Annotated in this window: 19 protein-coding genes and 1 tRNA gene; 6 read left to right on the plus strand and 14 right to left on the minus strand. The window is 59.3% G+C overall.

Annotation, left to right across the window (positions count from 1 at the left end; all coding sequences use genetic code 11):
• Positions 1-33: 33 nt before the first annotated feature.
• Both HKD21_RS02410 and hemH read right to left on the minus strand, forming a co-directional pair.
• A complete protein-coding gene (locus HKD21_RS02410; RefSeq protein WP_194253978.1) occupies positions 34-1,344 on the minus strand; it encodes a glycoside hydrolase family 68 protein in 1,311 nt (436 codons plus the stop codon).
• Positions 1,345-1,735: 391 nt separating this feature from the next.
• Positions 1,736-2,767: a ferrochelatase gene (gene hemH / locus HKD21_RS02415; RefSeq protein WP_194253979.1), complete on the minus strand. Its 1,032-nt coding sequence runs from the start codon at positions 2,765-2,767 to the stop codon at positions 1,736-1,738.
• 458 nt (positions 2,768-3,225) lie between these two features.
• Between hemH and HKD21_RS02420 the strand changes: the two genes are divergently transcribed.
• On the plus strand, positions 3,226-3,648 hold the full coding sequence (locus HKD21_RS02420; protein ID WP_194253980.1) for a host attachment protein: 423 nt from the start codon (positions 3,226-3,228) through the stop codon (positions 3,646-3,648).
• Between the two features lie 11 nt (positions 3,649-3,659).
• On the opposite strand, the gene HKD21_RS02425 is transcribed toward HKD21_RS02420, so the two are convergent.
• The 5 genes from HKD21_RS02425 to HKD21_RS02445 form a co-directional block, all read right to left on the minus strand.
• Positions 3,660-4,760 carry an anhydro-N-acetylmuramic acid kinase gene (locus HKD21_RS02425; RefSeq protein WP_194254106.1) on the minus strand — a complete coding sequence of 367 codons (1,101 nt, stop codon included), beginning with the start codon at positions 4,758-4,760 and terminating at the stop codon, positions 3,660-3,662.
• Positions 4,761-4,789: 29 nt separating this feature from the next.
• Complete coding sequence (locus HKD21_RS02430; RefSeq protein WP_194253981.1) at positions 4,790-5,677, minus strand: N-acetylmuramic acid 6-phosphate etherase; 888 nt, start codon at positions 5,675-5,677, stop codon at positions 4,790-4,792.
• Positions 5,674-6,741, minus strand: coding sequence for an aspartate-semialdehyde dehydrogenase (locus HKD21_RS02435; protein WP_194253982.1), 1,068 nt, complete (start codon positions 6,739-6,741; stop codon positions 5,674-5,676). Before HKD21_RS02435 ends, HKD21_RS02430 begins: the two co-directional genes overlap by 4 nt.
• A gap of 23 nt (positions 6,742-6,764) precedes the next feature.
• Positions 6,765-7,403 carry a 2OG-Fe(II) oxygenase family protein gene (locus HKD21_RS02440; RefSeq protein ID WP_194253983.1) on the minus strand — a complete coding sequence of 213 codons (639 nt, stop codon included), beginning with the start codon at positions 7,401-7,403 and terminating at the stop codon, positions 6,765-6,767.
• 80 nt (positions 7,404-7,483) lie between these two features.
• Entirely contained in the window at positions 7,484-7,807 is a 324-nt protein-coding gene (locus HKD21_RS02445; RefSeq protein WP_194253984.1) for a hypothetical protein, read from the minus strand.
• A 175-nt stretch (positions 7,808-7,982) separates the two neighbouring features.
• Here HKD21_RS02445 and HKD21_RS02450 point away from each other — a divergent pair, with 175 nt between their 5' ends.
• A complete protein-coding gene (locus HKD21_RS02450) occupies positions 7,983-8,945 on the plus strand; it encodes an alpha/beta hydrolase (protein WP_194253985.1) in 963 nt (320 codons plus the stop codon).
• Positions 8,946-9,018: 73 nt separating this feature from the next.
• Positions 9,019-11,673, plus strand: coding sequence for a 2-oxoglutarate dehydrogenase E1 component (locus HKD21_RS02455; protein ID WP_194253986.1), 2,655 nt, complete (start codon positions 9,019-9,021; stop codon positions 11,671-11,673).
• A 22-nt stretch (positions 11,674-11,695) separates the two neighbouring features.
• On the opposite strand, the gene HKD21_RS02460 is transcribed toward HKD21_RS02455, so the two are convergent.
• Together HKD21_RS02460 and HKD21_RS02465 are read right to left on the minus strand one after the other, a co-directional pair.
• The gene (locus tag HKD21_RS02460) at positions 11,696-11,857 is read right to left on the minus strand and encodes a hypothetical protein (protein ID WP_194254111.1); all 162 of its coding nucleotides are present in this window, start codon (positions 11,855-11,857) and stop codon (positions 11,696-11,698) included.
• A 111-nt stretch (positions 11,858-11,968) separates the two neighbouring features.
• Positions 11,969-12,044 (minus strand) — tRNA-Lys (locus tag HKD21_RS02465).
• A gap of 151 nt (positions 12,045-12,195) precedes the next feature.
• Here HKD21_RS02465 and arfB point away from each other — a divergent pair.
• Together arfB and HKD21_RS02475 are read left to right on the plus strand one after the other, a co-directional pair.
• Positions 12,196-12,618, plus strand: coding sequence for an alternative ribosome rescue aminoacyl-tRNA hydrolase ArfB (arfB, locus tag HKD21_RS02470; protein WP_194253987.1), 423 nt, complete (start codon positions 12,196-12,198; stop codon positions 12,616-12,618).
• Positions 12,619-12,948: 330 nt separating this feature from the next.
• The gene (locus tag HKD21_RS02475; RefSeq protein WP_194253988.1) at positions 12,949-15,588 is read left to right on the plus strand and encodes a TonB-dependent receptor plug domain-containing protein; all 2,640 of its coding nucleotides are present in this window, start codon (positions 12,949-12,951) and stop codon (positions 15,586-15,588) included.
• 57 nt (positions 15,589-15,645) lie between these two features.
• Here HKD21_RS02475 and HKD21_RS02480 read toward each other — a convergent pair whose 3' ends face one another.
• The 4 genes from HKD21_RS02480 to gyrA all read right to left on the minus strand — a co-directional run bounded on the left by HKD21_RS02480 (position 15,646) and on the right by gyrA (position 19,830).
• Positions 15,646-15,822: a hypothetical protein gene (locus HKD21_RS02480; RefSeq protein WP_194253989.1), complete on the minus strand. Its 177-nt coding sequence runs from the start codon at positions 15,820-15,822 to the stop codon at positions 15,646-15,648.
• Positions 15,823-16,012: 190 nt separating this feature from the next.
• Positions 16,013-16,498: a peptidylprolyl isomerase gene (locus HKD21_RS02485; protein WP_194253990.1), complete on the minus strand. Its 486-nt coding sequence runs from the start codon at positions 16,496-16,498 to the stop codon at positions 16,013-16,015.
• Between the two features lie 31 nt (positions 16,499-16,529).
• Positions 16,530-17,060 (minus strand): pantetheine-phosphate adenylyltransferase, encoded by a 531-nt coding sequence (coaD, locus tag HKD21_RS02490; RefSeq protein ID WP_194254107.1) that lies wholly within the window; start codon positions 17,058-17,060, stop codon positions 16,530-16,532.
• The gene (gene gyrA, locus HKD21_RS02495; protein WP_407646516.1) at positions 17,041-19,830 is read right to left on the minus strand and encodes a DNA gyrase subunit A; all 2,790 of its coding nucleotides are present in this window, start codon (positions 19,828-19,830) and stop codon (positions 17,041-17,043) included. Before gyrA ends, coaD begins: the two co-directional genes overlap by 20 nt.
• Positions 19,831-20,114: 284 nt before the next feature.
• On the opposite strand from gyrA, the gene HKD21_RS02500 reads away from it, so the two are divergent.
• Positions 20,115-23,159: a Hint domain-containing protein gene (locus tag HKD21_RS02500; protein WP_228120742.1), complete on the plus strand. Its 3,045-nt coding sequence runs from the start codon at positions 20,115-20,117 to the stop codon at positions 23,157-23,159.
• Positions 23,160-23,298: 139 nt separating this feature from the next.
• On the opposite strand, the gene ssb is transcribed toward HKD21_RS02500, so the two are convergent.
• Positions 23,299-23,883 carry a single-stranded DNA-binding protein gene (ssb, locus tag HKD21_RS02505; protein WP_194253992.1) on the minus strand — a complete coding sequence of 195 codons (585 nt, stop codon included), beginning with the start codon at positions 23,881-23,883 and terminating at the stop codon, positions 23,299-23,301.
• Positions 23,884-23,898: the final 15 nt, after the last annotated feature.

The raw sequence follows: 23,898 nt of genomic DNA on the forward strand, positions 1-23,898 counted from the left end.
GCCCTCCCCCTTTCGGGAGAGGGCAAAACGGCTTCAGGAACGCTTGTCAAACGCCGAAGAAGTCGGCCAGACGCCCTGAGCAAAAACCTGCCCGTAAGCATGGACTTCCGTCAGATAGGTCCGCTCACCTTCGAGGACGATCTTCACGGTCGGGGCAAGGGTGCCACCGATACGATAGGTCGCCGGGCTCTCCGGATCAGCCGAACCCGGCTCCGGCAGGGTGTCGATGAAAGACTGCACGTAACCGGCAGGATCGACGAAGTGCGAATAGGTTTCGTACGGCGCAGAGGACGGGTTACCGAGCACGAGGCCCGAACCGTTCAGCGGCGCATACGGACCGAAAATGCCGTTCCGCGACACGAAACCATACACACCATCCGGGCCGATGCTGTTGCCAGTGAAGGTGGAGTGGTGGGAGATCGTGAACAGATAGGTCAGACCATCCTGGAACACGACATGGGGACGCTCCGTCTGGTCATTGACGCCAAGCGCCGTGACGAGAGCCGGAAGCATTTCCCATTTGGAGAAGTCGCCCTGCGTGGCGTCCGACTTCAGACGGGCGATGCCAATGGCCGCAGCGCCATACTGGGCATTGGCCGGAACCGTCGTGGCAGGCGGAACTGCGCCCATTTCGTCGGAACCAATGGTAAAGTTCCCACGCATGCCCGGAACATTGCCTTCAAACAGGGCATAGATGTGGTTGTCGCCGGGATTGCGGAAAATATGCGGATCGCGGAAATCCCAGTACTGGTCCTCGACGATATTGGCATAATGCACGCCATCGGCTTCGAACATGTCCGTGCAGACATCGAACCCCTCGAACCACACGCCATTTGCGTCGGCAAGGACACGGCCTGTCGTGTAGGACGGAACGGACTGCGGCGGCGTCTGATTGACCGAGGTGTAGAACAGGTCGATCGTGTTGGCGCTGTTCTCGCGCATGACGGCACAGCCGGACCATTCCCAACTGCGGGAATTCGCGCCTTCCTTGATGACACGACCGCCGAACTTCCAGTCTGCGCCATTACCGGTACGGCTATAATAATAACCGATATAGGAAAAATCGTTACGGCGGTGCCAGCCCTCGGCCGTATCGCCCGTGGCGGCGCGATCGGCGACGAGGGCGAACATGATGTACCAGCCCTTGAAAGTCACGGTTTTGCCGTGGATGTCACGCAGCAGCCAGGTGTCCCACTGCCAAACATCGGAATCGATGACGGGAAATGCATAGTCGATGACCGGCATGGTCGTGGTCGGATCATCGGTACGGATCTTCATCGCATCTGCGATCGTCCAGCGTGAACCCGACTGGACTGCGCTCTGCTTGCTGGAAACAGCGTTCATGAATTTTCCTGTAACTGAAAAAGAAAAGAACCAGACGCACGCCAGCATCCGAGCCCCTGTTTCAGGTCCATATGCTGGAGAAACGTCTGAATAAGGAGATCAAGTCCGATACTGAGCCGTAATGTTATAAATAGAAAAAAAAGTATTTTTTCTAAAATGCTCAACAAAAAAGGCTGCTTCTTGTGGAAGCAGCCTTTTCAAAATTCTTTAACCTGAAATTGTGTTTTTAACCATTGATTAATTACGTTTCATGGCTCAGTGCCACAGTTATAGGAAAAAGCTGCGCGCGATGCAAGCAGAAAATTTCTATTTGCTTTTGCAGGCTCCGATTCACAAAAAAACCCACCCGTCACCGGGTGGGTTTCTAAAAAGGATCAGAAAGTCACAGGGCTCAGCGGCGCTGAAAACCAGCCAGAGCAGAGCGCGAAAGCTCTTCCAGAAGATCAATCGCAGCTTTCGAATCGTTCAGACAGGGCACAAGAGCAAACTCCTCTCCTCCCGCTTCCATGAACTCTTCCCGAAGTTCGTTCCCGATTTCATCCAGCGTTTCAATGCAGTCCGTCATGAAGCCGGGCATGATCACGGCAATCTTCGTGATCCCCTGCGCCGGAAGGGCTTTCACAAAAGGCGCCGTGTAAGGCTGGATCCATTCAAGCGGCCCGAAACGGGACTGGAATGTCAGAGGCATCTGCTCCTCGCTCAACCCAAGAGCAACGCGCAGCCCGGCAATCGTCCGCTCGCATTCGTCGCGGTACGTATCGCCCTTTTCGATGCAGGTTTTGGGAAGACCATGAAACGACGCGACGATCTGCTGCGGTTTGAAAGGGAGTTCTGCCAGCCTGTCCTGAACAGAGGTTTCAAGCGCACGTATAAAAGCAGGGTGATCCGGAAAGGATGGAACTGTCAGGACAGCAGGCTGGCGTCGCAGACGCATGAGCGCACGGAAAAGCTGGTCATTGGCCGTTGCGGTCGTGGTCGCGGAATACTGCGGATAAAGCGCGATGCTGACGATCCGGTCACATCCCTGATCCATCAGGCTTTCAAGCGCTTTTGTAACAGAAGGACGACCGTAGCGCATGCCCCATTCCACTGGCACGCCATCAGCCTTCAGCCGTTCGGCCAGCCCTTCAGCCTGCCTGCGGGTATAGACCCGCAACGGTGAGGCGTTTTCTTCCTTATGCCAGATCCGCGCGTAGTTCGCGCCGCTGGCGAAAGGACGTTTTGTCAGGATGATGCCCTGAAGAATGGGCTGCCAGATCAGAGGAGGACTCTCGATGACGCGACGGTCAGAGAGAAACTCGCTGAGATATCTTCTGACTGAGAAATAGCCTGTATCGTCAGGCGTACCCAGATTGATCAGAAGAACACCCGTCCTGCCTTCTGGCGGAGGGGTAATGCGGGGAGGTTTATGTAAGAAAGCCATGGTGCCCTCTACTGTGGAACCGGGCACGCATTCAGGTAAAGAGGGAAAACGTCTGGAGATACGCGTCCCTTACGGGACGCTATCGTCGGTGCCGTACTTTGGCATAGGAAACATCCGGTTTCCGAATCCCTTGCAGGATAGTATAGGCAAATACCGCAACAGCGGCAGCCATCGGACCAACATACGGCAGAAGAGTATTCGTCAGAGCCATACTTGCCTCCTTTGAGCCTTTGGAAAAGATTTTCCGGTAAGCTCAATTCAGAGATTGAGCATATCTCTTCCGCATTTCAAGAAAAAAATCGGAATTCTTCAAAAAACATTCAAAAAAATGAAATATTCCAGTTTTTCCAATACCTTAGACGAATACGACTCTGCATCACCTTGGCAGCTACAGGCAACCATCCCATCTCAGAGCGGTTACAGATACATCATCCGTTTTGAATTAAGGATTTTCAGACATGGCTACACAGGACCCCGTCATTTACGTTGTGGCTGACGGAGAAAAAGCCCGTTTCCTGCGCCTTGAAGGATCGCAGCTCCGCACTATCGAAACCTTCGACCTGCACAAAGGCTCCAGTGCGGAAAAGGACGTCTCGTCCATCAAGGCTCCGCACGAAAACCCACGTGATCAGCTCAAGGTGCATTTCACCCGCGATCTGGCCGCCCATATCAACAAGGCCGCACAGGACCACAACGTCGAAGGCATTCTCCTTGTCGCTCCGCCGCAGGCTTCGCACGAAATCCGCGAACATCTCGACAAGCCGACCACGAAGAAGCTCTTCAAGACGTTGGTCAAGGATCTGGTCAATACGCCGGATCACGACCTGCTGAAGCATCTTGACCGCCCGGAAACAGGCTGGTCCGAACTCGCTTCGGTCTGATCCCGATCAGATCAAGGGGAGGGCCATCCAACGGTCTTCCCCGCCACGCAGGGTTGCCTCACTCCGGTTGTCTCAGGCCAGGATGAGGGCAGCCCTCGCAGGCAGCGTACGGCCAGAAGCCCGAAACATTGCGCTTCCAGAGCATCGCCATCCCATCCTAAAATATCCACCGAGGCTACGTTCCCAAGCCGCCGGTTCAGCCCATCCATCAGAACCGGATTGTGACGCCCGCCTCCTGCGACAAACCACATTCCCGGTCGCACCGGAAACGCTGTTCGGGCGACGGATTCAACCGTAAAAGCCGCCAGAGTCGCGGAACCGTCTTCCGCAGACAGATCCCGCACCAGCGCCATGGCTTCGGGATGAAAACTCAGCCTGTCGAGCGATTTGGGCATAGAGCGCGCAAAATACGGCATCGCCAGAAGCGTTTCCAGAACATCCTGACAGACCATTCCCGCAGCCGCCAGTGTGCCACCGAAATCACAAGGCTGGCCCGTATGCTGGAGCGCCCAGTCATCCAGAAGCGCGTTTCCGGGCCCGGTATCGCAGGCCCATACGCCCCGCTGCCCGTCCGAATCCTTCGGTCCCAGAAGCGTCACGTTGGCGACACCCCCAATATTGAGAACCGCCACGGGACGCTGTTCCTGCTGAAGCAAAGCGGCGTGAAACACTGGCACGAGCGGCGCGCCTTCACCGCCATTTTCCAGATCCCGCGTCCGGAAATCATGCACGACCGGAACGTTGCACCGTTCCTGAAGGAGCCGGGCGTCCCCAATCTGCCAGCTTCGGCCCAGTTCCGGCTGATGCAGGATGGTCTGACCATGAAACCCGATCACCGCAGGTTCCAGATCCGGTGCCTGCTCCCGCAACAGACGCACCGCCTCCACATGCTGCACGGTCAGATCCCGGGCGATCGCCAGAACGTCGGAATCATCCTCCGCCAGACCCGCCGCACGATCCAGCAGAGCCCGCGTCTTGGCTCGGAGTTCGGGGCTGTAGGGCAGCGTCAAAGACGGTCCGGTACGCCCGATTCGCACACCATCCGTTTCGATCAGAGCGGCATCGACCCCGTCCAGAGACGTCCCGCTCATCAGTCCAAGCGCCCAGACCATTCCGGTCGCGCCCGCGTTGACCGCAGCGTTCAAAGCCCGGCGAGCGCCAGATGCAGATTGCCCTGACACTGCTCCAGAAGCGGCTCGATCTCCACCAGAGCCACACCGTGTCGCAGAAGAACGGCCCGTTTCGTGTTCCCCCGCACGAGCTTCAGAGCCTCACGCGCCTCTTCAGCTGTTCCTCCGGCCAGTTCCATGACCATGCGTTCCGCGCGCACCTGAAGCTTGTCGTTGCTGATGCGCATATCCACCATGCGCCCACGATAGACATGCCCCAGACGCGTCATCAGCGCGGTGGAAAACAGGTTCAGCGTCACTTTCTGCGCTGTCCCGGCGGCCATGCGCGTTGAGCCCGCGAGAACTTCAGCCCCCGTCGGAATGCAGATCCCGAACTCCGCTTCCTTCAGCAAGCGCGACTCCGGGTTGCCACTCACGCCGATCGTCAGGGCTCCGACTTCCCGTCCGAGTTGAACAACCGCACAAGTGTAAGGCGTGTTGCCGCTGGCCGCGACGCCGATCACCACGTCCTGCGCAGTCGGGTGATAATCCATCAGATCAAGCCGCGCCTGATCCTCCCGGTCCTCTGCACCTTCCGCGGCCTGGGTCGTCGCCCCGGCGCCACCTGCCAGCAGCAGAACCAGTTTTTCGGGCGCAACACCAAAGGTAGGCGTCAATTCCACGCCGTCTTGCAAGCCGATGCGACCGGATGTCCCGGCCCCCGCATAGACCAGCCGCCCGCCGGCCTGAAGCCGGGGCACAGCCGCCTCGACGGCACGTTCAATGGACGGCAAGGCTTCCCCAACCCGATCCAGCGCAGCCTTCTGCGACGTCAGAAGCCGGTCCAGAAGAGCATCGAGCGCCAAGCGCTCGATATCCTCATTGACCGCAAGAACCGTTTCCGTACGGGACGCCGTCATTCGGCCTCGTCTTCGTCCGGCACTTCGTTACGGCGGAAAAGCTGCCCGTCCTTCAAAAGCCCCTGCTCCACGATGCTTTCCGCAATCTGAACCGCATTGAGCGCCGCGCCCTTACGCAGGTTGTCGGATACACACCACAGCGCCAGACCGTTCTCGACCGACGGATCAATCCGCAGACGGGACACATACGTTGCATCCTCGCCCACACACTCGATCGGCGTGACGTAGCCGCCATCCTCGCGCTCGTCCCGCAGGATCACGCCCGGTGCCTTGCGCAGCGCCTCGCGGGCCTTCTTCAGATCAACCGGCTTTTCGCACTCGATGCTGATGGCTTCAGAATGGCCAATAAAGACCGGAACGCGCACGCAGGTCGCCAGAACCTTGATATCCGGGTCCATGATCTTACGGGTTTCGACGGCCATCTTCCATTCTTCCTTGGTCGCACCGTCGTCCATGAAACGGTCGATATGGGGAATGACGTTGAAGGCGATCTGCTTGGTGAACTGCGCAACCGTCGGCGGATCGTTGACGAACGTGCCCTTGGTCTGGGCGAACAGCTCGTCCATCCCGTCCTTGCCCGCGCCCGAAACGGCCTGATAGGTCGAGACCACGATCCGCTTGATCCGGAACAGGTCATGCAGCGGCTTGAGCGCCACGAGCATCTGTGCGGTAGAGCAGTTCGGGTTGGCGATGATGCCCCGGCTGGCCTTGCCGATGGCGGCGGCGTTCACTTCCGGCACGATCAGCGGGATGCCCGGCTCCATGCGAAAATGGGACGTGTTATCGATGACGACGCATCCGGCGGCCGCAGCCTTGGGCGCATAAACGGCCGAAACCGAACCGCCCGGCGAGAACAGCGCGATATCCCAGCCTTTGAAATCGAACGTCTCGAGATTCTGAACCTTTAGGACCGTCTTGTCCCCGAAGGAAATCTCACGTCCCGTGGAACGCGGAGACGCAAGAGCCACGACCTCATCGACCGGAAACTCCCGCTCCGCCAGAATTCGCAGCAGTTCACGCCCGACCGCACCCGTGGCGCCAACAACCGCAACCCGATAACCCATGATCTTTTCCCGTTCCCTGAAAATCAGCCCGAAAAGGGCAGACGCTTTAAAAGCGCCGACAGACGGTGCCGCCGCAGTTCGTAGCGGGCCTTGCGTCCCGTCGCCATATAGTTGAGCTGGATCGCATATCGCGTTCCGACAAACTGCCGGTGCCCGTGCCAGGTGGCCGGACCGTTCGGAAACACCAGAAGCGTCCCCTCCGCCGGCGTCACCTCGACGTCGAAATCCTCGAGATCATCAGGCCCGTTCAGCAGCCGCAAACAACCATCGCGTGAGGCCCAGTCCTCGCCGCGCGGATTGAGATACAGCAGGATCGTGACCAGCTTGGCCTCCGAATCCCGATGGATCCGCCCGTCCTTTTCCCGCGTGCGTCCGCGCACCGTCAGCATGGTCGGCGCCTCCGCCAGATCCAGCCCGAATTTCTCTGCCACCAACGCCTTGAGCTTCGGCCCCTGCAATTCTGCAATCATGCCCGCAACACGCGGCGTCAGCTTCAGAGCTTCCGGCGGAAAGGAGCCGCCAGACTTCATATCCGGCAGATCAGAGACAACCGCCTTGAGGTCATCATTGCCAATGAAATGCGGCACCACCACATGCGGAAACGGTTTTTCCGCCACGGGCATGCGCTCGAACGCATCATAATCAAGGGAAATCCTGCTCATGGCGCGGAAGGCTAGACGCGGCCCACGTCTGCGACAAGGCCTATTCCACACATGTGAGATCTGCCTTTTACGAAAGAATATTACCCCCGCAGCGGCTTATGCGCCCTCACCATCCGGCTCGTCGCCAGATAGCGGACATATCCTGCTCCCAGACGGTTCGCACCCCCCGTACACACATGCGGTCCCGGAAGGGACGAGATCCGCCCGTCCCACACGGTATGAAGCAGGCGGGGATCTGTCCGGCATTCCAGCGTCCTGTGATCCACCCCGGACTGTCCGACATCATCCGCCAGAACGGAACGCGCGGACAGATCGTCCCGACGCGGCTCCTGCGCTCCCGCTGACGCACCCGTCAGCACAAGACCACTTCCCGTCAGAACTGCAAGAAACAGCAGAGCACGCATCAGCGAAACTCCCATCCCAACAAGGCCGGCTCAGGACCGGTCAGTCACCAAGACGACTCTCGGGCGTTAAAAGTTGCGGCAGCTTTGTGGCAGAATGAACAGATTTTTGCCTTCAAGCAGGTCGACCACTGAAATTTCCCAGGATTTTCCCCTTCCCAGCCCAAGGCACCGCCCCATGAATACCAGATCTCTCATTCTTCCCGAACTGCTTCCCCTCCTTGAAGAATTCCCAACCATCAATCTTTCCCCTGAAACACTGCCGGCCAGCCGCGAGGAGCTGGAACAGGCTGCCGGTCAAGCTTTCCTTCAGGCCGAAGATTACCCAGTCACGCTCGAACGTCTGTCCATTCCTGGCACAGACAACGCATCCCCGATCAGCCTCCTGAGCGTCCGGCCCCGCAAAGAAGCCACGACCCCGCGTCCGGCGCTTCTGCATATTCATGGTGGCGGCTATCTCTCGGGCCAACCTGAGCTCACCACTCCCCAGCTCTGCCAGTTCGCACAGGATCTGGACTGTGTCGTCTTCTCGCCGGACTACCGCCTTGCCCCCGAACATCCGTTTCCCGCGGGGATCGAGGACGCGTACACGACACTGTGCTGGATCACGCGGAACGCCGAAACCCTCGGGATCGACGCTTCCCGCATCGGCCTAACGGGTGAAAGCGCTGGGGGCGGCCTCGCAGCCGGACTGGCCCTTCTAACCCGCGACCGCGAAGGACCGACGCTGCTGTTCCAGAACCTCGTCTATCCCATGCTTGATGACCGCACGATCACGGGCCAGCCTGACGCCTCTCCCGTGGGGGGCGAGTTCGTGTGGACCCGCGTCAGCAACACCTTTGCGTGGACATGCCTCCTGAATCCCCTCGCTCCCGGCTCGGCGGACGTCTCGCCCTACGCCGCGCCCGCCCGCGCCACCGACCTGTCCGATCTGCCGCCGACCTATCTGTCCGTCGGCGCTCTGGACCTGTTCCTGGACGAAAACCTCGCCTATGCGCAGCGCCTGATCCATCAGGGCGTTTCAGTAGAACTGGAAATCGTGCCCGGCGCCTGCCATATCTTCGACCAGACAGACACCCCGGTCGCCACCCGCTCCATCGCACGCCGTATCGACGCCATGAAACGCGGATTCGGTCTCTGAAGAGTACGCGGCCAAAAGACAGACCCCGGTTCCCATCACGTCACAGGAGCCGGGGACACAGGAGAACGAGTTCATGGGCGACCATCGCGATGACCGGGACGCCATCAACGGCGAAAACACCGTCTATCTGGCGGAGCTGCACGCACGCTGGCAGCATGACCCGTCATCCGTGGACACGGCTTTTGCCGCCCTGTTCGAAACCCTCGGCTCCGACCGCCTGCCCACAGACACCGCCGAACAGACCGACGCCAGCGCCGAGAGCCTGAAATTCGCCTATCGCCTGCGTGGACATTCCATCGCCAAGCTGGACCCACTCGGCTTGGCACCTGTTCCCGACATCCCCGAACTGAACCCGCCCGGTGCCGACCGGGACCTGATCGCCCGCCTGCGTTGTGCCTATTGCGGCACCACGGCCGCCGAGTTCATGCATCTTCAGGACCCCGTCCAGCGCCAGTGGTGGATCGACCGTCTTGAAAACCCTGTTCCCGGCCCGTCTCTGGACCAGAAGCGCCTCCTCCTCGCCCTCACCCGCGCCGAAGCCTTCGAGCAGTTCTGCCAGAAGCGCTTCATGGGCATGCGCCGTTTCGGCCTTGAAGGCGGTGAGAGCGTCATTGTCGCCCTGCGCACCCTCATCGACGCCGCCGCACAGGACGACGTACGTTCCGTTTCGCTCGGCATGCCCCATCGCGGCCGCCTGAACGTGATGGCCAACATCCTGCGCAAGCCGTTTGCAGCTATTTTCAGCGAGTTTGCGGGCGCCTCCTTCAAGCCCGACACCATTCAGGGCTCGGGCGATGTGAAATACCATCTCGGCACCGCCACAACACTCGAACATGCGGGCCACACCGTCCGCATCTCGCTCCTGCCCAACCCGTCGCATCTGGAAGCGGTGGACCCCGTCGTACTCGGCCGTGTCCGCGCCGATCAGGACCGCGAAAAGGACCACGACCGCCAGCACCATCTGGGCATTCTGGTCCACGGCGACGCCGCCTTCGCCGGTCAGGGCGTCGTGTACGAAACCCTGAGCCTGTCTAAGCTGGAAGGTTACCGGACGGGCGGCACAGTTCACGTCATCATCAACAACCAGATCGGCTTCACCACCGTCCAGTCCGACGCCCATTCGGGCATCCACAACACCGACATCGCCAAATCCGTTCAGGCCCCGATCCTGCACGTCAATGGTGACGATCCCGAAGCCGTCTCCCGCTGTGCCTTTCTGGCGCATGAATGGCGCCGCACCTTCCAGTCCGACATCGTGCTGGACGTGGTCTGCTATCGCCGTCACGGCCATAACGAAGCAGACGAACCCGCCTTCACACAGCCAGCGATGGTCCACGCCATCCAGTCCCGCGCCACGACACGCAGCCTCTACGCCCAACACCTGATCCGCACGGGCGTCATGACCGAGGCCGAAGTCGAGGAGATGTGGAACCACTTCCAGAACCGTCTGGAAGAACAGTTCGAGACCTCCAGGACCTATCACCCCGACGGCACGGACTGGCTGGACGGCCCAGAAGATCCGACACGCCTGCAGGACGAGCAGGACCGCATCCAGCCCATGACCGGTGTGCCGCTCCGCCGCCTGCGGGATGTCGGAGACGCCATCGGCACGATCCCTGAAGATTTGGCCGTCCACCCCCGTCTGGCCCGCCAGATCACGGCACGCGGCAAGGCGGTCGCCGATGGCGGTCCACTCGACTGGGCCACGGCGGAAGCCCTCGCTTTCGGAACCCTGTCCATGGACGGCCACCCCGTCCGCCTGTCCGGACAGGACAGCCGTCGCGGCACGTTCAGCCAGCGTCACGCCGTGCTGTTCGATCAAGACACAGGCCGTGAAGACACGCCCCTGACCCATATCGCGCCCCATCAGGCCCCGCTGAACATCTGGAATTCACCGCTTTCCGAATATGCCGTCCTCGGCTTCGAATACGGCTATTCCCTCGGCGATCCGGAAGCTCTGGTCCTATGGGAAGCTCAGTTCGGTGACTTCACCAACGGCGCGCAGATCATCCTCGACCAGTTCATTGCTTCAGGCGAAACCAAATGGCTGCGGACCTCTGGCCTGACCCTGCTTCTGCCGCATGGCTATGAAGGCGGCGGCCCGGAACATTCTTCAGCCCGCCCCGAGCGCATTCTTCAGCTCTGCGCCGAAAACAACATGCGCGTGTGCAACATCACGACACCCGCAAACTATTTCCACGCCCTGCGCCGCCAGATCGCGCGACGCTGCCGCAAACCGCTGGTCGTCTTCACGCCCAAATACCTGCTCCGCAACAAGGACGCGGTGTCCATGCTGGACGAGATGGGCCCACACACCCGCTTTCAGCCCGTCATCGCGGACCCGGCCAAGGAAGAAGGCGCACGCCGCGTCATTCTATGCACTGGAAAGGTCTATTACGATCTGGTCGCCGAACGCGCGCGCCAGAACCGTGACGACGTCGCCATCATCCGCATTGAACAGCTCTATCCCTTCCCGCACCATGCACTCATGGAGCATCTCGCCCGCCACCCGGACGCGGAACAGGTCGTGTGGTGTCAGGAAGAGCCCCTCAATAACGGGGCATGGATTTTCGTAGACCGTCGCATCGAACGCGCCCTGCGCGCCTGCGAGCATCGGGTGCAGCGCCCGGACTATGCAGGCCGCGACAGTGCCGCCTCGCCCGCAACCGGACTACCGGGCGTTCATGCCGCCCAACAGGAAAAACTGGTTCAGGACGCCCTGTCCTGAACCATTCCGAACAGGAAAAACCTCAGGTCGGGCCGCCCTGATAGCCATAGCTGCTGCGGCCCGCGCCGACATTGCCATAACTGTCACCACGAAACTGCCGAGACCCCTGCCCGCCATAATCCGGCCCACACGCCGCCAGCGCCGCCAGAAGTCCAAGCGCTATCCCAATCCGAACTCGCATCATCAGCATTTTCCTTGCGTATCAGCCTGTTGCGACATCATAGGCCGCAAAATCCCGACAGACCACCAGCGGATCGCGGTCGGACGTAGGGACATCTGCTCTTCTCAGGAAAAATGGTGAACCGGCTGGGACTCGAACCCAGGACCATTCGATTAAAAGTCGAATGCTCTACCAACTGAGCTACCGGTTCATCCGCACGCTGGCTACCCCACAACCCATAAGGGCGTCAACCTCACAACCGCGAAAAACAGGTCAGATGCTTCTCCAGACATGGTCTCCCCTCGCAAAAGCGGCTATGGGCGCCACACGCTTCGTCTCTCAGCCCCCAAAGGAAGAAACAGATGCCCATCCAGATTCTTCCCGGCCTCACACTCGAAGACGACGAACTGAAAGTGACCTACATTCTGGCGTCAGGCCCCGGTGGTCAGAACGTCAACAAGGTGGCGACGGCCGCGCAGCTCCGCTTCGACGCCGCGCGTTCTCCCGCCCTGCCAGACCGCATCAGAACCCGCCTGATCGAACTGGCGGGCAGCCGGGCCACACAGAACGGTGAAATCATCATCACCGCCCGTCGCTTCCGGACACAGCAACGCAACCGAGAAGACGCAATCGAGCGGCTGGCAGAACTGATCCGGAAAGCGGCTCATCGCCCAGCGTTCCGCGTCGCCACACGCCCTGGAAAAGCCGCCAAACAACGGCGTCTGGACGGGAAATCCCACCGGGCAGGCATCAAGCGCAACCGAACGGTGCGTCTGGACGACTGATCTCAACAGCCGACACAGCTATCCCAGAACAGAAGCGTTCAAATTCTGCACAACTCAATACGATACGATTAAGTAACATAAAAAAACTACCGTTTGCTTTTTTGAGCAGAAAATAGCGCGGAAAAAATATCTTTCGCTGAACCAATCTCGGACGGAATTTAATTTTCCAAAAAATGACCACATAATTTTTTTGTTGCCTTATTGCAACATGAGGAAAATCTGTCGTTGAAATTATTTTTGCTACTTTATCGTAACGAGTTTTTATCGTTACTCTTCCGAACCCCCCTCTGAACCCAAGGGCGGTGTCTTATGGAGGTAAAAAGAGTAATAATGAAATCCCGGCACCGCATCTCCCTGCTCGTGACAACAGCCTTTTCTGTCATGCCGTGTCTGTCCGCTTTCGCTGCGACGACTACTCATCCTGTCCGTCACCACAGCACCCGGACCGGCAGCAGCACGCACGCAACTGCACATCCCACCAATACTCCAGTCGCGAAGACTGCGACTGCCGCACCACGCAAGAAAAAGACCGACGTCAACTTCGCCGGGGAAGCTGAAACGATCAACGTCACCACCGGCACCCACGCGACAAACCGCAAGGCCCGCGAAAGCACGTCTCCCGTCACCGTGGTCTCTGCTGGGACGCTCCGACGCTCCGGTATGCTCAACCTCTCGGACGCCCTGACCCGGACCTATGCTTCCATCAACGTGGTGGCAATGGGCGCAGATTCCGCAGCCCTGACGTCCTCCATCCAGATGCGCGGCCTCGGCCCGAATGAAGTGCTGGTTCTGGTGGACGGCAAGCGCCGCCACAACACGGCGAACATCACCGCCGATGCAGGCCCGCAGTTCGGCTCCACGGGCGCCGACCTGAACACAATCCCCGCAAACGCCATTGACCATATCGAAGTGCTCGAAGACGGCGCGGCTGCGATGTACGGCTCGGATGCGATTGCCGGTGTGGTGAACATCATCACCAAAAAGCAGGCCCACGGCATGCAGACCTCCGTGCAGACCGGCGCAAACGCCTATAACGGCGACGGCTGGCAGTATAAGGTCGGCGCCGATGGTGGCGTGAAATGGGGCAGCGACGGCTATCTGCATCTCAGCGGCGAGGTTTATCACTCGGATCACATGGTCGTCGGCGCACATGATCATCGTCTGATCGGAAGCTGGCCCACCAACGCCACAACGACGGGATACTATAACGGTATCGTTCCGAACGCGATGAACGTACCGACCAATTCCAACAAGATCATGAGCACGCCGGAGGAAACCCGCGAAAGCCTCGCTATCGACTTCGGCAAGACCATTACCGAAGGCGTCAATTTCTACGGCCTGATCACCTATATGCATCGTCATGGCGAGGCGTATGAAAACTACCGCACGCCCGTCATCGCGCCCACCATGTATCCGGCTGGCTTCTCCCCGCTCGAAACATCGGAAGAGAACGACTATGCAGCCACCCTGGGTCTCAAGGGCGATAATTTTCTGGGCTTCGACTGGGATCTGAGTACCACATACGGCGCTGACGGGAACAAAATCGGCAACAAGAACACCGTCAATACCGGTATGCTCGCCAGCACATGCTCCACGGTTCCGGGTTCGGCTTATTATTCCACCGATGGCTGCGGCTGGTCTCCCAATACGACCCGCGCCGAAACCTATCGCATGGCACAGTGGACCAATAATCTGGACTTCCGCCGCCACTTCAATATTGCCAACGTCGTGCCCATGACGCTGGCTTTCGGTGGCGAACACCGTCTCGAAACCTATGAAATCAAGGCTGGCACCCCACCGTCCTATGAACTGGGCGGCACACAGGGATATGCCGGTCTTGGTCCCAACAGCGCCGGCAACTGGAGCCGTGATATCTGGGCTGCCTATGTCGATGGCGACTTCCACCCGCTCCCGCATTGGGATCTCGATTTCGCGGGCCGCTTCGAGCACTACACGGATGTCGGCAACACGGAAAACGGCAAGGTCTCGACCCGCTATGACGTGAGCAAACGCATCGCGATCCGTGGCACGATCAGCACCGGCTTCCGCGCACCCACACTGGCCGAACAGCACTATAGCGCCATGAACGTGGACCCGACCGGCGCCTCCGGCCTGCTGCCCGTCAACTCAACAGCTGCCCGTATTCTCGGCGCCAGCGCCCTGAAGCCGGAACGCTCCGTCAGCGCCAGTGGCGGCATTGTCCTGGAGCCCGTCAAGAACTTCCATGTCGAAACGGACGTCTATCAGATCAATCTGCGTGACCGCATCGTGGGCGGTGGTACCGTCAACGGTCAGCCAGCCGTCGATGCCATCGAAGCCATGGGATACTCCCTACCCCTGAACAGCATCACGCTCGACAACGTCTCAGCCTACTACATGACCAATGGTGCCAGCACTCGCACGCAGGGCCTCGACATCAAGGCGGACTACACGTTCCGCTTCCACAATGCCGGCAACCTGAACCTCAGCATGGCACTGGACCTGAACCGGACGCGTCTGCACCACAACGCAACAGATACCAACGGCAATGCACTGCTGAACGCACAAAACATCGGCTACATCACAACCGCCTATCCGCGCAGCAAGATCATCCTGAACGCGTTCTATACAGTCGGGAAATGGGACTTCAACGTCCGGCAGACCCGCTACGGCGAGACCACGTCCATGCTGACCTATTATGACTGGACAGACAAAACGCTCGGCTGCCCGAGCGGCGGCAAACTGGCTTATTCCAACAGCTGTTTTGCGCAGTTCAAAAACACGCCACGCTGGCTGACAGATCTCGAAGTCGGGTACCGCTTCAACAGCCACTGGCATCTCGCGATTGGTGCGAACAACATCTTCAACGTCCGCCCCCGCCGCGTACAACCCATCAACAGTTCCCGCGGCGCCCAGATCTACGATCAGTTCTCTCTGCAGGTTCCCATCACCGGCGGCTACTATTACGGCCGTATCAACGCCAGCTTTTGAAATCCATTTTCAGATCGTTCCACAGGAAAGGCGCCCCGTTACAGGGCGCCTTTTTCTTTAGAAAATAGCACGGTCTGGAATACTTGTGGCATCTGGCGTCGTGATTGCAACAGTGTTGGCAAAATGACTGCGCGCATCCCCTCCATTAACCAAACCGCTTGAACAGGCAGATAACGCCAAAGCACAGGATAAGAGCATCATATCCAATACCAGCACTGATTTCCTGATCATCATTTTTATTCTTCCTTTTCTGATCATGATGACCATACGAGCAGAAAAGAGACCCGTGAAATCTTATGTTTCTATCTGTTCATAAGCACGATTTATGAATGCACTCATGAGCGCCGCATCCCGCAAAACCCCTAATAAAAAAAGCCGATGCATCACTGCACCGGCTTTTTCAAAATCCGCTTTTACGCAGGATTCAGGCTTCAACATAGGCCTTGACGATGGTGTCAGGGTCCTTGACCACGCCACCTGCGCCGGAACCACGCTTGAGCTGGTCCACATACTCCATGCCTTCCGTAACCTGACCAACGATCGTGTACTGACCGTTCAGATGCGGGCTGGCTGCGAACATGATGAAGAACTGGCTGTTGGCAGAGTTCGGGGCCATCGTACGGGCCATACCAACCGTGCCACGCTCGAACTTGGCGGCATTCGTAAACTCGGCCTTGAGGTCCGGATAGGAGCTGCCGCTCGTGCCGGTTCCGGTCGGATCGCCACCCTGAGCCATGAAGCCTTCGATCACGCGATGGAACGCCACGCCGTTATAGAAGCCTTCGGTGGCCAGCAGCTTGAGACGCTCGGCAGCCAGAGGCGCCAGATCGGGGCGCAACTCGATGACCACCTTGCCAGTCTTGAGCTCGAAAACCAGCTTGTTGCCGTCAGGCACTGCAGTATCGGACATCTTGGAACCTTCCAGAAATCGTTGAAGGTTCCTATGTCGGCCCTCGGCCCAGTTTCGACAAGACGATATGTGCAACATCTTCGCTGACGAAGGGCGAAATATCCCCTCCCAGCCGTGCGATTTCCTTCACAATGCGGCTGGCCGTACTGCGATGCTCTTCTGAAGAGAGCAGGAAAACCGTCTCGATTTCGGGCGCCAGACGACGCAACGCGCCCGAAAGCTGGCTCTCGTAATCGAAGTCCCCACCAGAACGCAGCCCACGCACAACCGTCCCTGCGCCCGCCTGACGGACAGCATCCACAAGCAGCGTATCGAAGCCAACAACCTCGACCCGCTCCCCATGCGGCAGCTTGTCCACCTCACGCCGCAGAGCCGAGAGCCGCGCCTCCAGATCCAGAAGCGGCTGCTTGCCTTCATTGACCGCCACCCCGACCAGCAGCCGGTCGAACAGCGCGGAGGCCCTGTGGATGATGTCCAGATGCCCGAACGTAACCGGATCGAACGTGCCGGGATAAAACCCGACACGCGGATCCGTCCGCGCCTCAGGCGTCAGGTGCAGCATCGTCACCAGCGGCAGGAGCTTCGGAGACCACAGTCTCGTCGGCATCGCCCTCTTCCGTGTCATCTTCCAGAACCGGGAAGACGCAGATGACGGTTTCGCTGTCATTCAGGCGGAACAGTGTCACGCCACTGGCCTGACGCGCCATGACGCGCACCTGCGAGACCGGCAGACGGATCAGACGCCCCGTATCCGTGACCAACATGACATCCGTACCATCAAGCGTCGGCAGCGTGCCCACCACTTCCTTGCCGCGACGGTTCGCAGAGAAGGTCATGTTGGTAATGCCCTGACCGCCACGGCCCGACACACGGTAATCATAAGCCGAGGAGCGGCGGCCAAAGCCACCATCCGTCACGGTCAGAAGAATTTCTTCCTGCTGTTCCAGCTCCTCGAAGCGCTCCTGCGTCAGATCACCGACGATTTCGACAGTTTCTTCATCACCGGAGACGGCCTCGTCCTCGGCGCCATCTTCCAGAACCGCATTTTCAGCACGGCGCTTGGCATTGGCCATCCGCAGATAAGCTGCGCGTTCCTCGACACTGGCGTCGACGTGATTGAGGATACACAGCGAAATCACTGCATCGCCGTCGCCCAGACGGATGCCGCGCACGCCTGTGCTGCCACGACCGGCGAACACGCGCAGCGTCTCATCCGTAATCTGGAAGCGGATGCAGCGCGCGTTCTTCGTGGCCAGGAACACGTCCTGACCCTCACGGCAGGTCGCCACACCGATGAGGGAATCCCCTTCATCCAGCTTCATGGCAATCAGGCCGGACGCACGGATATTGCGGAAATCGCTCAGACGGTTACGACGCACATTGCCGCTGGCCGTGGCGAAGGCGAGGTGCAGGTCGTCCCACAGTTCCTCATCCTGCGGCAGGGGCAGAACAGCCGTGATGGAATCCGTTCCCAACTCCGGCAGCAGGTTGACCAGCGCACGGCCCTTAGCGGTCGGCGCGGCTTCCGGCAGGTGCCAGACCTTCATCCGGTAGGCCTTGCCGCCCGAAGAGAAGAACATCACCCACTGATGCGTATGAGCGTTGAAACTACGGATAATCACGTCATCGCCACGGCGACCCGAGGCCGTGCGGCCGCGACCACCCCGGTTCTGTGATCGGAAAATCTCCAGCGGCGTGCGCTTGATGAAACCGTCGCGCGTGATAGTCACAACCATCTGCCCCGGCTCGATCAGGCTTTCATCCGTCTGGTCACCCAGTGCATCGGAGATTTCCGTCGCACGCGGTGTTGCAACTTCCGCACGGGCCGCCAGAAGCTCCTCGCGCATGACTTCCATCCGGCGCGGACGGCTCTCGATGATCTGAAGCAGCTCGCCGATCTTGACGGCAACGTCACCCAGTTCGCCCTGGATCTTTTCCCGCTCCAGACCCGTCAGGCGTTGCAGGCGAAGCTCCAGAATGCCACGCGCCTGCGCTTCCGTCAGACGGACCTTGCCATCGATGATGACATTGCCTTCATCATGGATCAGTTCGAGCAGCGGAATGACTTCCGAAGCGTCCCATTCCCGCGCCATCAGCGACTCACGGGCCGTGGCAGCATCGGGAGCCGCACGGATCAGCGCGATGACTTCATCGATATTGGCAACAGCCAGAACAAGACCAACCAGCAGATGCCCGCGATCACGGGCCTTGTTCAGATCGAACCGGGCGCGGCGCAGAATGACTTCTTCGCGGAAGCGCAGGAAGGCTTCCAGAATGTCTTTGAGTCCCATCGTCCGCGGCTTGCCGTCGTCCAGCGCCAGCATGTTGGCGCTGAAAGAGGTCTGAAGCTGCGTGAAGCGGTAGAGCTGGTTCAGCACCACATCCGGTGTCGCATCGCGCTTGAGCTCGATGACAACGCGCATCCCGGAGCGATCGGACTCGTCGCGGATGTCGGAAATACCTTCGATTTCCTTGGCCCGGACCAGATCGGCGATCTTTTCCTGCAACGTGGCCTTGTTCACCTGATACGGAATCTCGGTGATGATGATGGCCTGACGGTCCTTGCGGATTTCCTCGATCTCGGCACGTGCCCGCACCGGAATGGACCCACGACCCGTCTCATAGGCGCGACGGATACCGCTCCGTCCCATGATGATGCTGCCCGTCGGGAAATCCGGCCCCGGGATGATCTGCATCAGCTCATCAAGTTCGATGGCCGGATTGGCAATCATCGCCAGCGTAGCATCAATGACTTCGCCCGGATTATGGGGCGGGATATTGGTCGCCATACCGACGGCAATACCGGCCGCACCATTGACGAGCAGATTCGGGAAAACCGCAGGCAGAACCTTCGGCTCGTTCTCGCTCTCGTCATAGTTAGGCTGAAAATCAACGGTATCGCGGTCAATATCGTCCAGCAGGAAGGACGACGCCTTGGCCAGACGCGCCTCGGTATAACGCATGGCAGCCGGGCTATCGCCATCGACCGATCCGAAATTACCCTGACCATCGATCAGCTTGACGCGCATCGACCAGTGCTGCGCCATCCGGACCATGGCGTCATAGATCGAGCTGTCACCATGCGGATGGTATTTACCCATCACATCACCGACAGCACGTGCGGATTTGCGATAGGGCTTGTCAGCCGTAAAGCCACTTTCACGCATGGCATAGAGGATACGGCGATGAACCGGCTTCAGGCCGTCCCGCACATCCGGCAGAGCGCGCGATACGATCACGGACATCGCATAAGCCAGATAGGAGGAGCGCATTTCCTCCTCGATCGTCACAGGAAGACGGCCGGAAGAGGGCAGATCAGTCGGCTCGGTCAGCTCGGTCAAGACAGGTCACCACACTAGAATTCAGTTTCTCCAGCATATCGCATGCGTCGTCATCACGCCACACCCGGTGCTGTGAAGCACATTCACCCTTAGTCGAAATCCCGGCCCAGAAGAGTTCGACAAGTGAAGTCGACAAACGAAAGATTAACGAAGTTCTCCAAAATACAGACGAGCGTTAACATCTTATTAACTTGCGGGTACTAATTGAACACGTTAGCAATTCCCAAACACACTCCGGCGAGTCCGTGCCGGAACTTTTTCGGAAAGATCTCCTCATGGCCGATACAACCACCGACGACACCACGCCCGCCGGCAGTGACAACACCAATTACAACACCACAGAAACCAGCTATCATGAGCACGACTACTCATGGCGCTGGGCAGGCCCGACAACAGGCGGCGACTGGACCGATCCCAGCAACTGGGTTCTGACCGATGCCGGCCGTACGGTTGATACATCTTCCGACGCTTTCAGCGGAACTCCCATTCCCCAGAGCGAGCAGAATGCTGACGTCAACGTCGGATTTTACGGAAACCCGACACCGAACGTCGTCGTCTCCAATGCCGTTCTCTACAATCAGATCCGCAGCCTCAGCGTCTGGCAGAACAGCACCCTGAAAATCACCGCACAGGGTGGAAACGGTAACGTTTTCGCAACGGCCGGTCTTCAGAACAACGGCACCATCATCATCGACACCCCGTCCAAGGTCGAACTCGGCGGCGTGACGTCGGGCAATGGCACCCTGACGATCCTGAACAACAACGGAAATGTGGCGTTTGACGACGGGCAGCTGAACAACGGCACGCTCAACCTCGTCAATTCAAGCCTCGGCACTCTTGCAACGCCCATCAGCGTTTCCGGCGGCACGATCAATCTTCAGCAGAACAGCACGCTCATTGCGAACCTGTATGGCGAAGGCTCCACGATCAACGTCGACCCGGCAACCGTCAACACGCTGTATGTCAACGACCGCTTCTCCAACAGCAGCGGCTCCGTCCAGAACACCGTCATCAATGGTGTCTCCGAGAACACCCATTTCGGCATCCTGAGCGGCTCCTCCAAGCCGATCTCGGCCACGTATGAAGCCAACACCGACGGCTCCTACACGCTGACGATCACTCTCGATAACGGCCACGCCATCACCTATCCTACGGTTCACGTCGCAAACGGCTACACGCCTGCTGCACAGGCCACGATCGTACAGGACGGCTCGAAGGGTTGGCTCATCGAGGACGCCGGCACGACGACAGCCCCGGCTTCTTATGTCACCAGCGACCTGCATCAGCAGCTTGCCGCAACGGCAGCGACAGCAGCAGCGGCCGGTGGTGATCCCTCGCAGTACAGCAACAACGCCATCGGATACCATACGCACGACAACACATGGCGCTGGACCGGTTCTGCCACGGGTGGGGACTGGTACGATCCGAAGAACTGGACGCTGTATGACGGTCGCGGCAACGTCGCTGACACTTCCGGCAGCTCCTTCAGCGGCAATGCCGTTCCGCAGAGCGAACAGAATGCTGACGTCAATGTCGGCTATTACGGCAACACCACGCCGAGCGTCGTCGTCGCCAACGCGCCGTCCTACAACCAGATCCGCAGCCTCAGCGTCTGGCAGAACAGCACGCTGGAAATTACTGCGCAGGGTGGCAGCACCTATAACGGCTACGTCTTCACGACGGCTGGTTTCGAGAACAGCGGCACGATCCTGATCAACACGCCGTCCAAGGTCGAACTCGGCGGCATCGCGATGAACCGTGACGACGGCACCATCACGATCATGAACAACGACAACAACGTCGTGTTCGATACAAACAGCGTCAATAATGGCGGCACGATCAATCTGATCAACGCCACGCTGGGCTCTGCCACCAACGCGCTTTGGGTCAATGGCGGCATCGTCAATCTTTCGCAGAACAGCGGCCTGTTCCTGTATCCGAGCGAGTCCATCAACACCATCAATGTTGATCCGAACACGGTCAACACGGTGTACGTTGAAGCCAACGGCTTCCTGCATAACGATTCATCGAATGCTCAGGGCGTCGTGATCAACGGTGTGTCCTCCAACACACATTTCGGCATCTCCGGTGTGTCTTCCGCCCCGACGGCTGCCACCTACACGCCGAATACAGATGGTTCCTACACGCTTCAGGTCACACTGGCTGACGGCCGCCTGATCACCTTCGGCAACATTCACACGGCAAGCGGCTTCGTCCCCGCCGCCAATGCGTCCATCGTTCAGGACGGCAGCAATGGCTGGATCGTCGAAGACAACGGCAATGCGCCCTGCTTCCTCGCTGGCAGCATGATCCGCACGCCGGAAGGCGATGTGGCCGTCGAGACCCTGCGCCTCGGCAACACGGTTCTGGCCTTCGTGAACGGCGAAACCGTTGAGCGCAAAGTCACCTGGGCTGGCCGCTCCCACATGATCGCCAAGGCCGGTCTGGCCGACGCGGAAGCCGGTTATCCGGTCCGCATCATGCAGGGCGCACTCGCCGAAGGCGTGCCTTACAAGGACATGCTGGTCACTCCGGAACACTGCCTGTTCATCAATGGCGGTTTCATCCCGGCCCGTATGCTCGTGAATGGTCGTTCGGTGGTCTATGACCGCTCCATCGCCGTCTATGACTACTTCCATGTAGAAACGGCCGAACACTCGGTCATCATGGCAGACGGCATGCTGACGGAAAGCTACCTCGACACCGGCAACCGCCAGTCCTTCCGTCAGGATGGCAGCGTTGTTTCGCTGGGTGGCCGCGAGCGCAACTGGAATGACGACGCAGCAGCCCCGCTGTCCGTCAGCCGGGACGTGGTCGAGCCGATCTTCCGCGAAATCGAAGCCCGCGCCATCGCAGCAGGCCTCGAGAACACGGTTGCCGCTCCGGCTCTGACCGAAGACGCCAACCTGTACCTCGTCGCCAGCACGGGCCAGACCATCCATCAGGTCCGCACCGCCAATGGCCGCGCGATGTTCATGATCCCGTCCGACGTGACAGGCGTTCGCATCGTGTCCCGTACCTCCAGCCCGAGCGAAACGGTCGGACCGTTCGTGGACGACCGTCGTCAGCTCGGTGTTCTGGTGGGTGAAGTCACACTGTTCGACTCGGGCAACACGATCCGCATCGATCAGCACCTGACGGACGCAGACCTGAACGGCTGGGATGTTCAAGAAAACACCCCAGTCCGCTGGACGAACGGCAACGCCATGCTGCCGCTGACGGTTCGTCAGCCGAACAGCCTTGGCATGCTCGCCATCCAGATCCTGGCCGCTGGCCCCTATCTGGTGACGTCAGAAGAAAACGCAGCCCTGACCGCCTGAAGCCAGTCAGTCTGAAACGAAAAAACCTCACCCTTTCGAGGGTGAGGTTTTTTTTTGGTCTACACCACAGTCACAAAAAACCCCGGAGGCCTGAGCCTCCGGGGTTTTCAACATTCAAGAGCCGTATGCGACCCTGAACTCAGAACGGAATTTCATCATCCAGATCGTTGTCCGGCGGGGCATCCCAGCCGCCATTGCTGCCACCTGAACGACCGCCGCCAGAAGCTCCGCCGGAATTCCCACGGGAACCACCAAAGCCACCGCCCGAACCGCCAGCGGAGCCACCACGGCTACCACCACCAAAGCCGCCGCTATTGCCACCGCCATAGCCGCCGCCGTTGTCAAAGCCACCATCATCGCCGCCACCGCTGCGATTGCTGTCGATCAGCACCAGATCCCCACGGAACCGGTCGATCACAACTTCAGTCGTGTATTTTTCCTGCCCGGACTGGTCGGTCCACTTCCGGGTGCGGAGTTCACCTTCGATATAGACCTTGCGGCCCTTGCGCAGATAACGCTCGGCGACATCAGCCGTCCGCTCGTTGAAGATCACCACGCGATGCCACTCAGTGCGCTCTTTGCGCTCACCCGACTGCTTGTCGTTCCAGGTGTCGGACGTCGCAACGGTCAGGTTGACGATTTTGCCGCCCGACTGCGTGTTGCGAACTTCCGGGTCTTTCCCCAGATTTCCGACCAGAATCACCTTATTGACGCTGCCTGCCATTCCCGTCCCAACCAA

It is taken from the genome of Gluconobacter cerevisiae, from assembly GCF_015244675.1.
Taxonomy (GTDB): domain Bacteria; phylum Pseudomonadota; class Alphaproteobacteria; order Acetobacterales; family Acetobacteraceae; genus Gluconobacter; species Gluconobacter cerevisiae.

Bases quoted from the DNA above. Each gene is read 5' to 3' on its own strand.
- HKD21_RS02410 (WP_194253978.1), bottom strand. From the start codon at position 1,344: ATGAACGCTGTTTCCAGCAAGCAGAGCGCAGTCCAGTCGGGTTCACGC.
- hemH (WP_194253979.1), bottom strand. From the start codon at position 2,767: ATGGCTTTCTTACATAAACCTCCCCGCATTACCCCTCCGCCAGAAGGC.
- HKD21_RS02420 (WP_194253980.1), top strand. From the start codon at position 3,226: ATGGCTACACAGGACCCCGTCATTTACGTTGTGGCTGACGGAGAAAAA.
- HKD21_RS02425 (WP_194254106.1), bottom strand. From the start codon at position 4,760: ATGGTCTGGGCGCTTGGACTGATGAGCGGGACGTCTCTGGACGGGGTC.
- HKD21_RS02430 (WP_194253981.1), bottom strand. From the start codon at position 5,677: ATGACGGCGTCCCGTACGGAAACGGTTCTTGCGGTCAATGAGGATATC.
- HKD21_RS02435 (WP_194253982.1), bottom strand. From the start codon at position 6,741: ATGGGTTATCGGGTTGCGGTTGTTGGCGCCACGGGTGCGGTCGGGCGT.
- HKD21_RS02440 (WP_194253983.1), bottom strand. From the start codon at position 7,403: ATGAGCAGGATTTCCCTTGATTATGATGCGTTCGAGCGCATGCCCGTG.
- HKD21_RS02445 (WP_194253984.1), bottom strand. From the start codon at position 7,807: ATGCGTGCTCTGCTGTTTCTTGCAGTTCTGACGGGAAGTGGTCTTGTG.
- HKD21_RS02450 (WP_194253985.1), top strand. From the start codon at position 7,983: ATGAATACCAGATCTCTCATTCTTCCCGAACTGCTTCCCCTCCTTGAA.
- HKD21_RS02455 (WP_194253986.1), top strand. From the start codon at position 9,019: ATGGGCGACCATCGCGATGACCGGGACGCCATCAACGGCGAAAACACC.
- HKD21_RS02460 (WP_194254111.1), bottom strand. From the start codon at position 11,857: ATGATGCGAGTTCGGATTGGGATAGCGCTTGGACTTCTGGCGGCGCTG.
- arfB (WP_194253987.1), top strand. From the start codon at position 12,196: ATGCCCATCCAGATTCTTCCCGGCCTCACACTCGAAGACGACGAACTG.
- HKD21_RS02475 (WP_194253988.1), top strand. From the start codon at position 12,949: ATGAAATCCCGGCACCGCATCTCCCTGCTCGTGACAACAGCCTTTTCT.
- HKD21_RS02480 (WP_194253989.1), bottom strand. From the start codon at position 15,822: ATGATGATCAGGAAATCAGTGCTGGTATTGGATATGATGCTCTTATCC.
- HKD21_RS02485 (WP_194253990.1), bottom strand. From the start codon at position 16,498: ATGTCCGATACTGCAGTGCCTGACGGCAACAAGCTGGTTTTCGAGCTC.
- coaD (WP_194254107.1), bottom strand. From the start codon at position 17,060: ATGCTGCACCTGACGCCTGAGGCGCGGACGGATCCGCGTGTCGGGTTT.
- HKD21_RS02500 (WP_228120742.1), top strand. From the start codon at position 20,115: ATGGCCGATACAACCACCGACGACACCACGCCCGCCGGCAGTGACAAC.
- ssb (WP_194253992.1), bottom strand. From the start codon at position 23,883: ATGGCAGGCAGCGTCAATAAGGTGATTCTGGTCGGAAATCTGGGGAAA.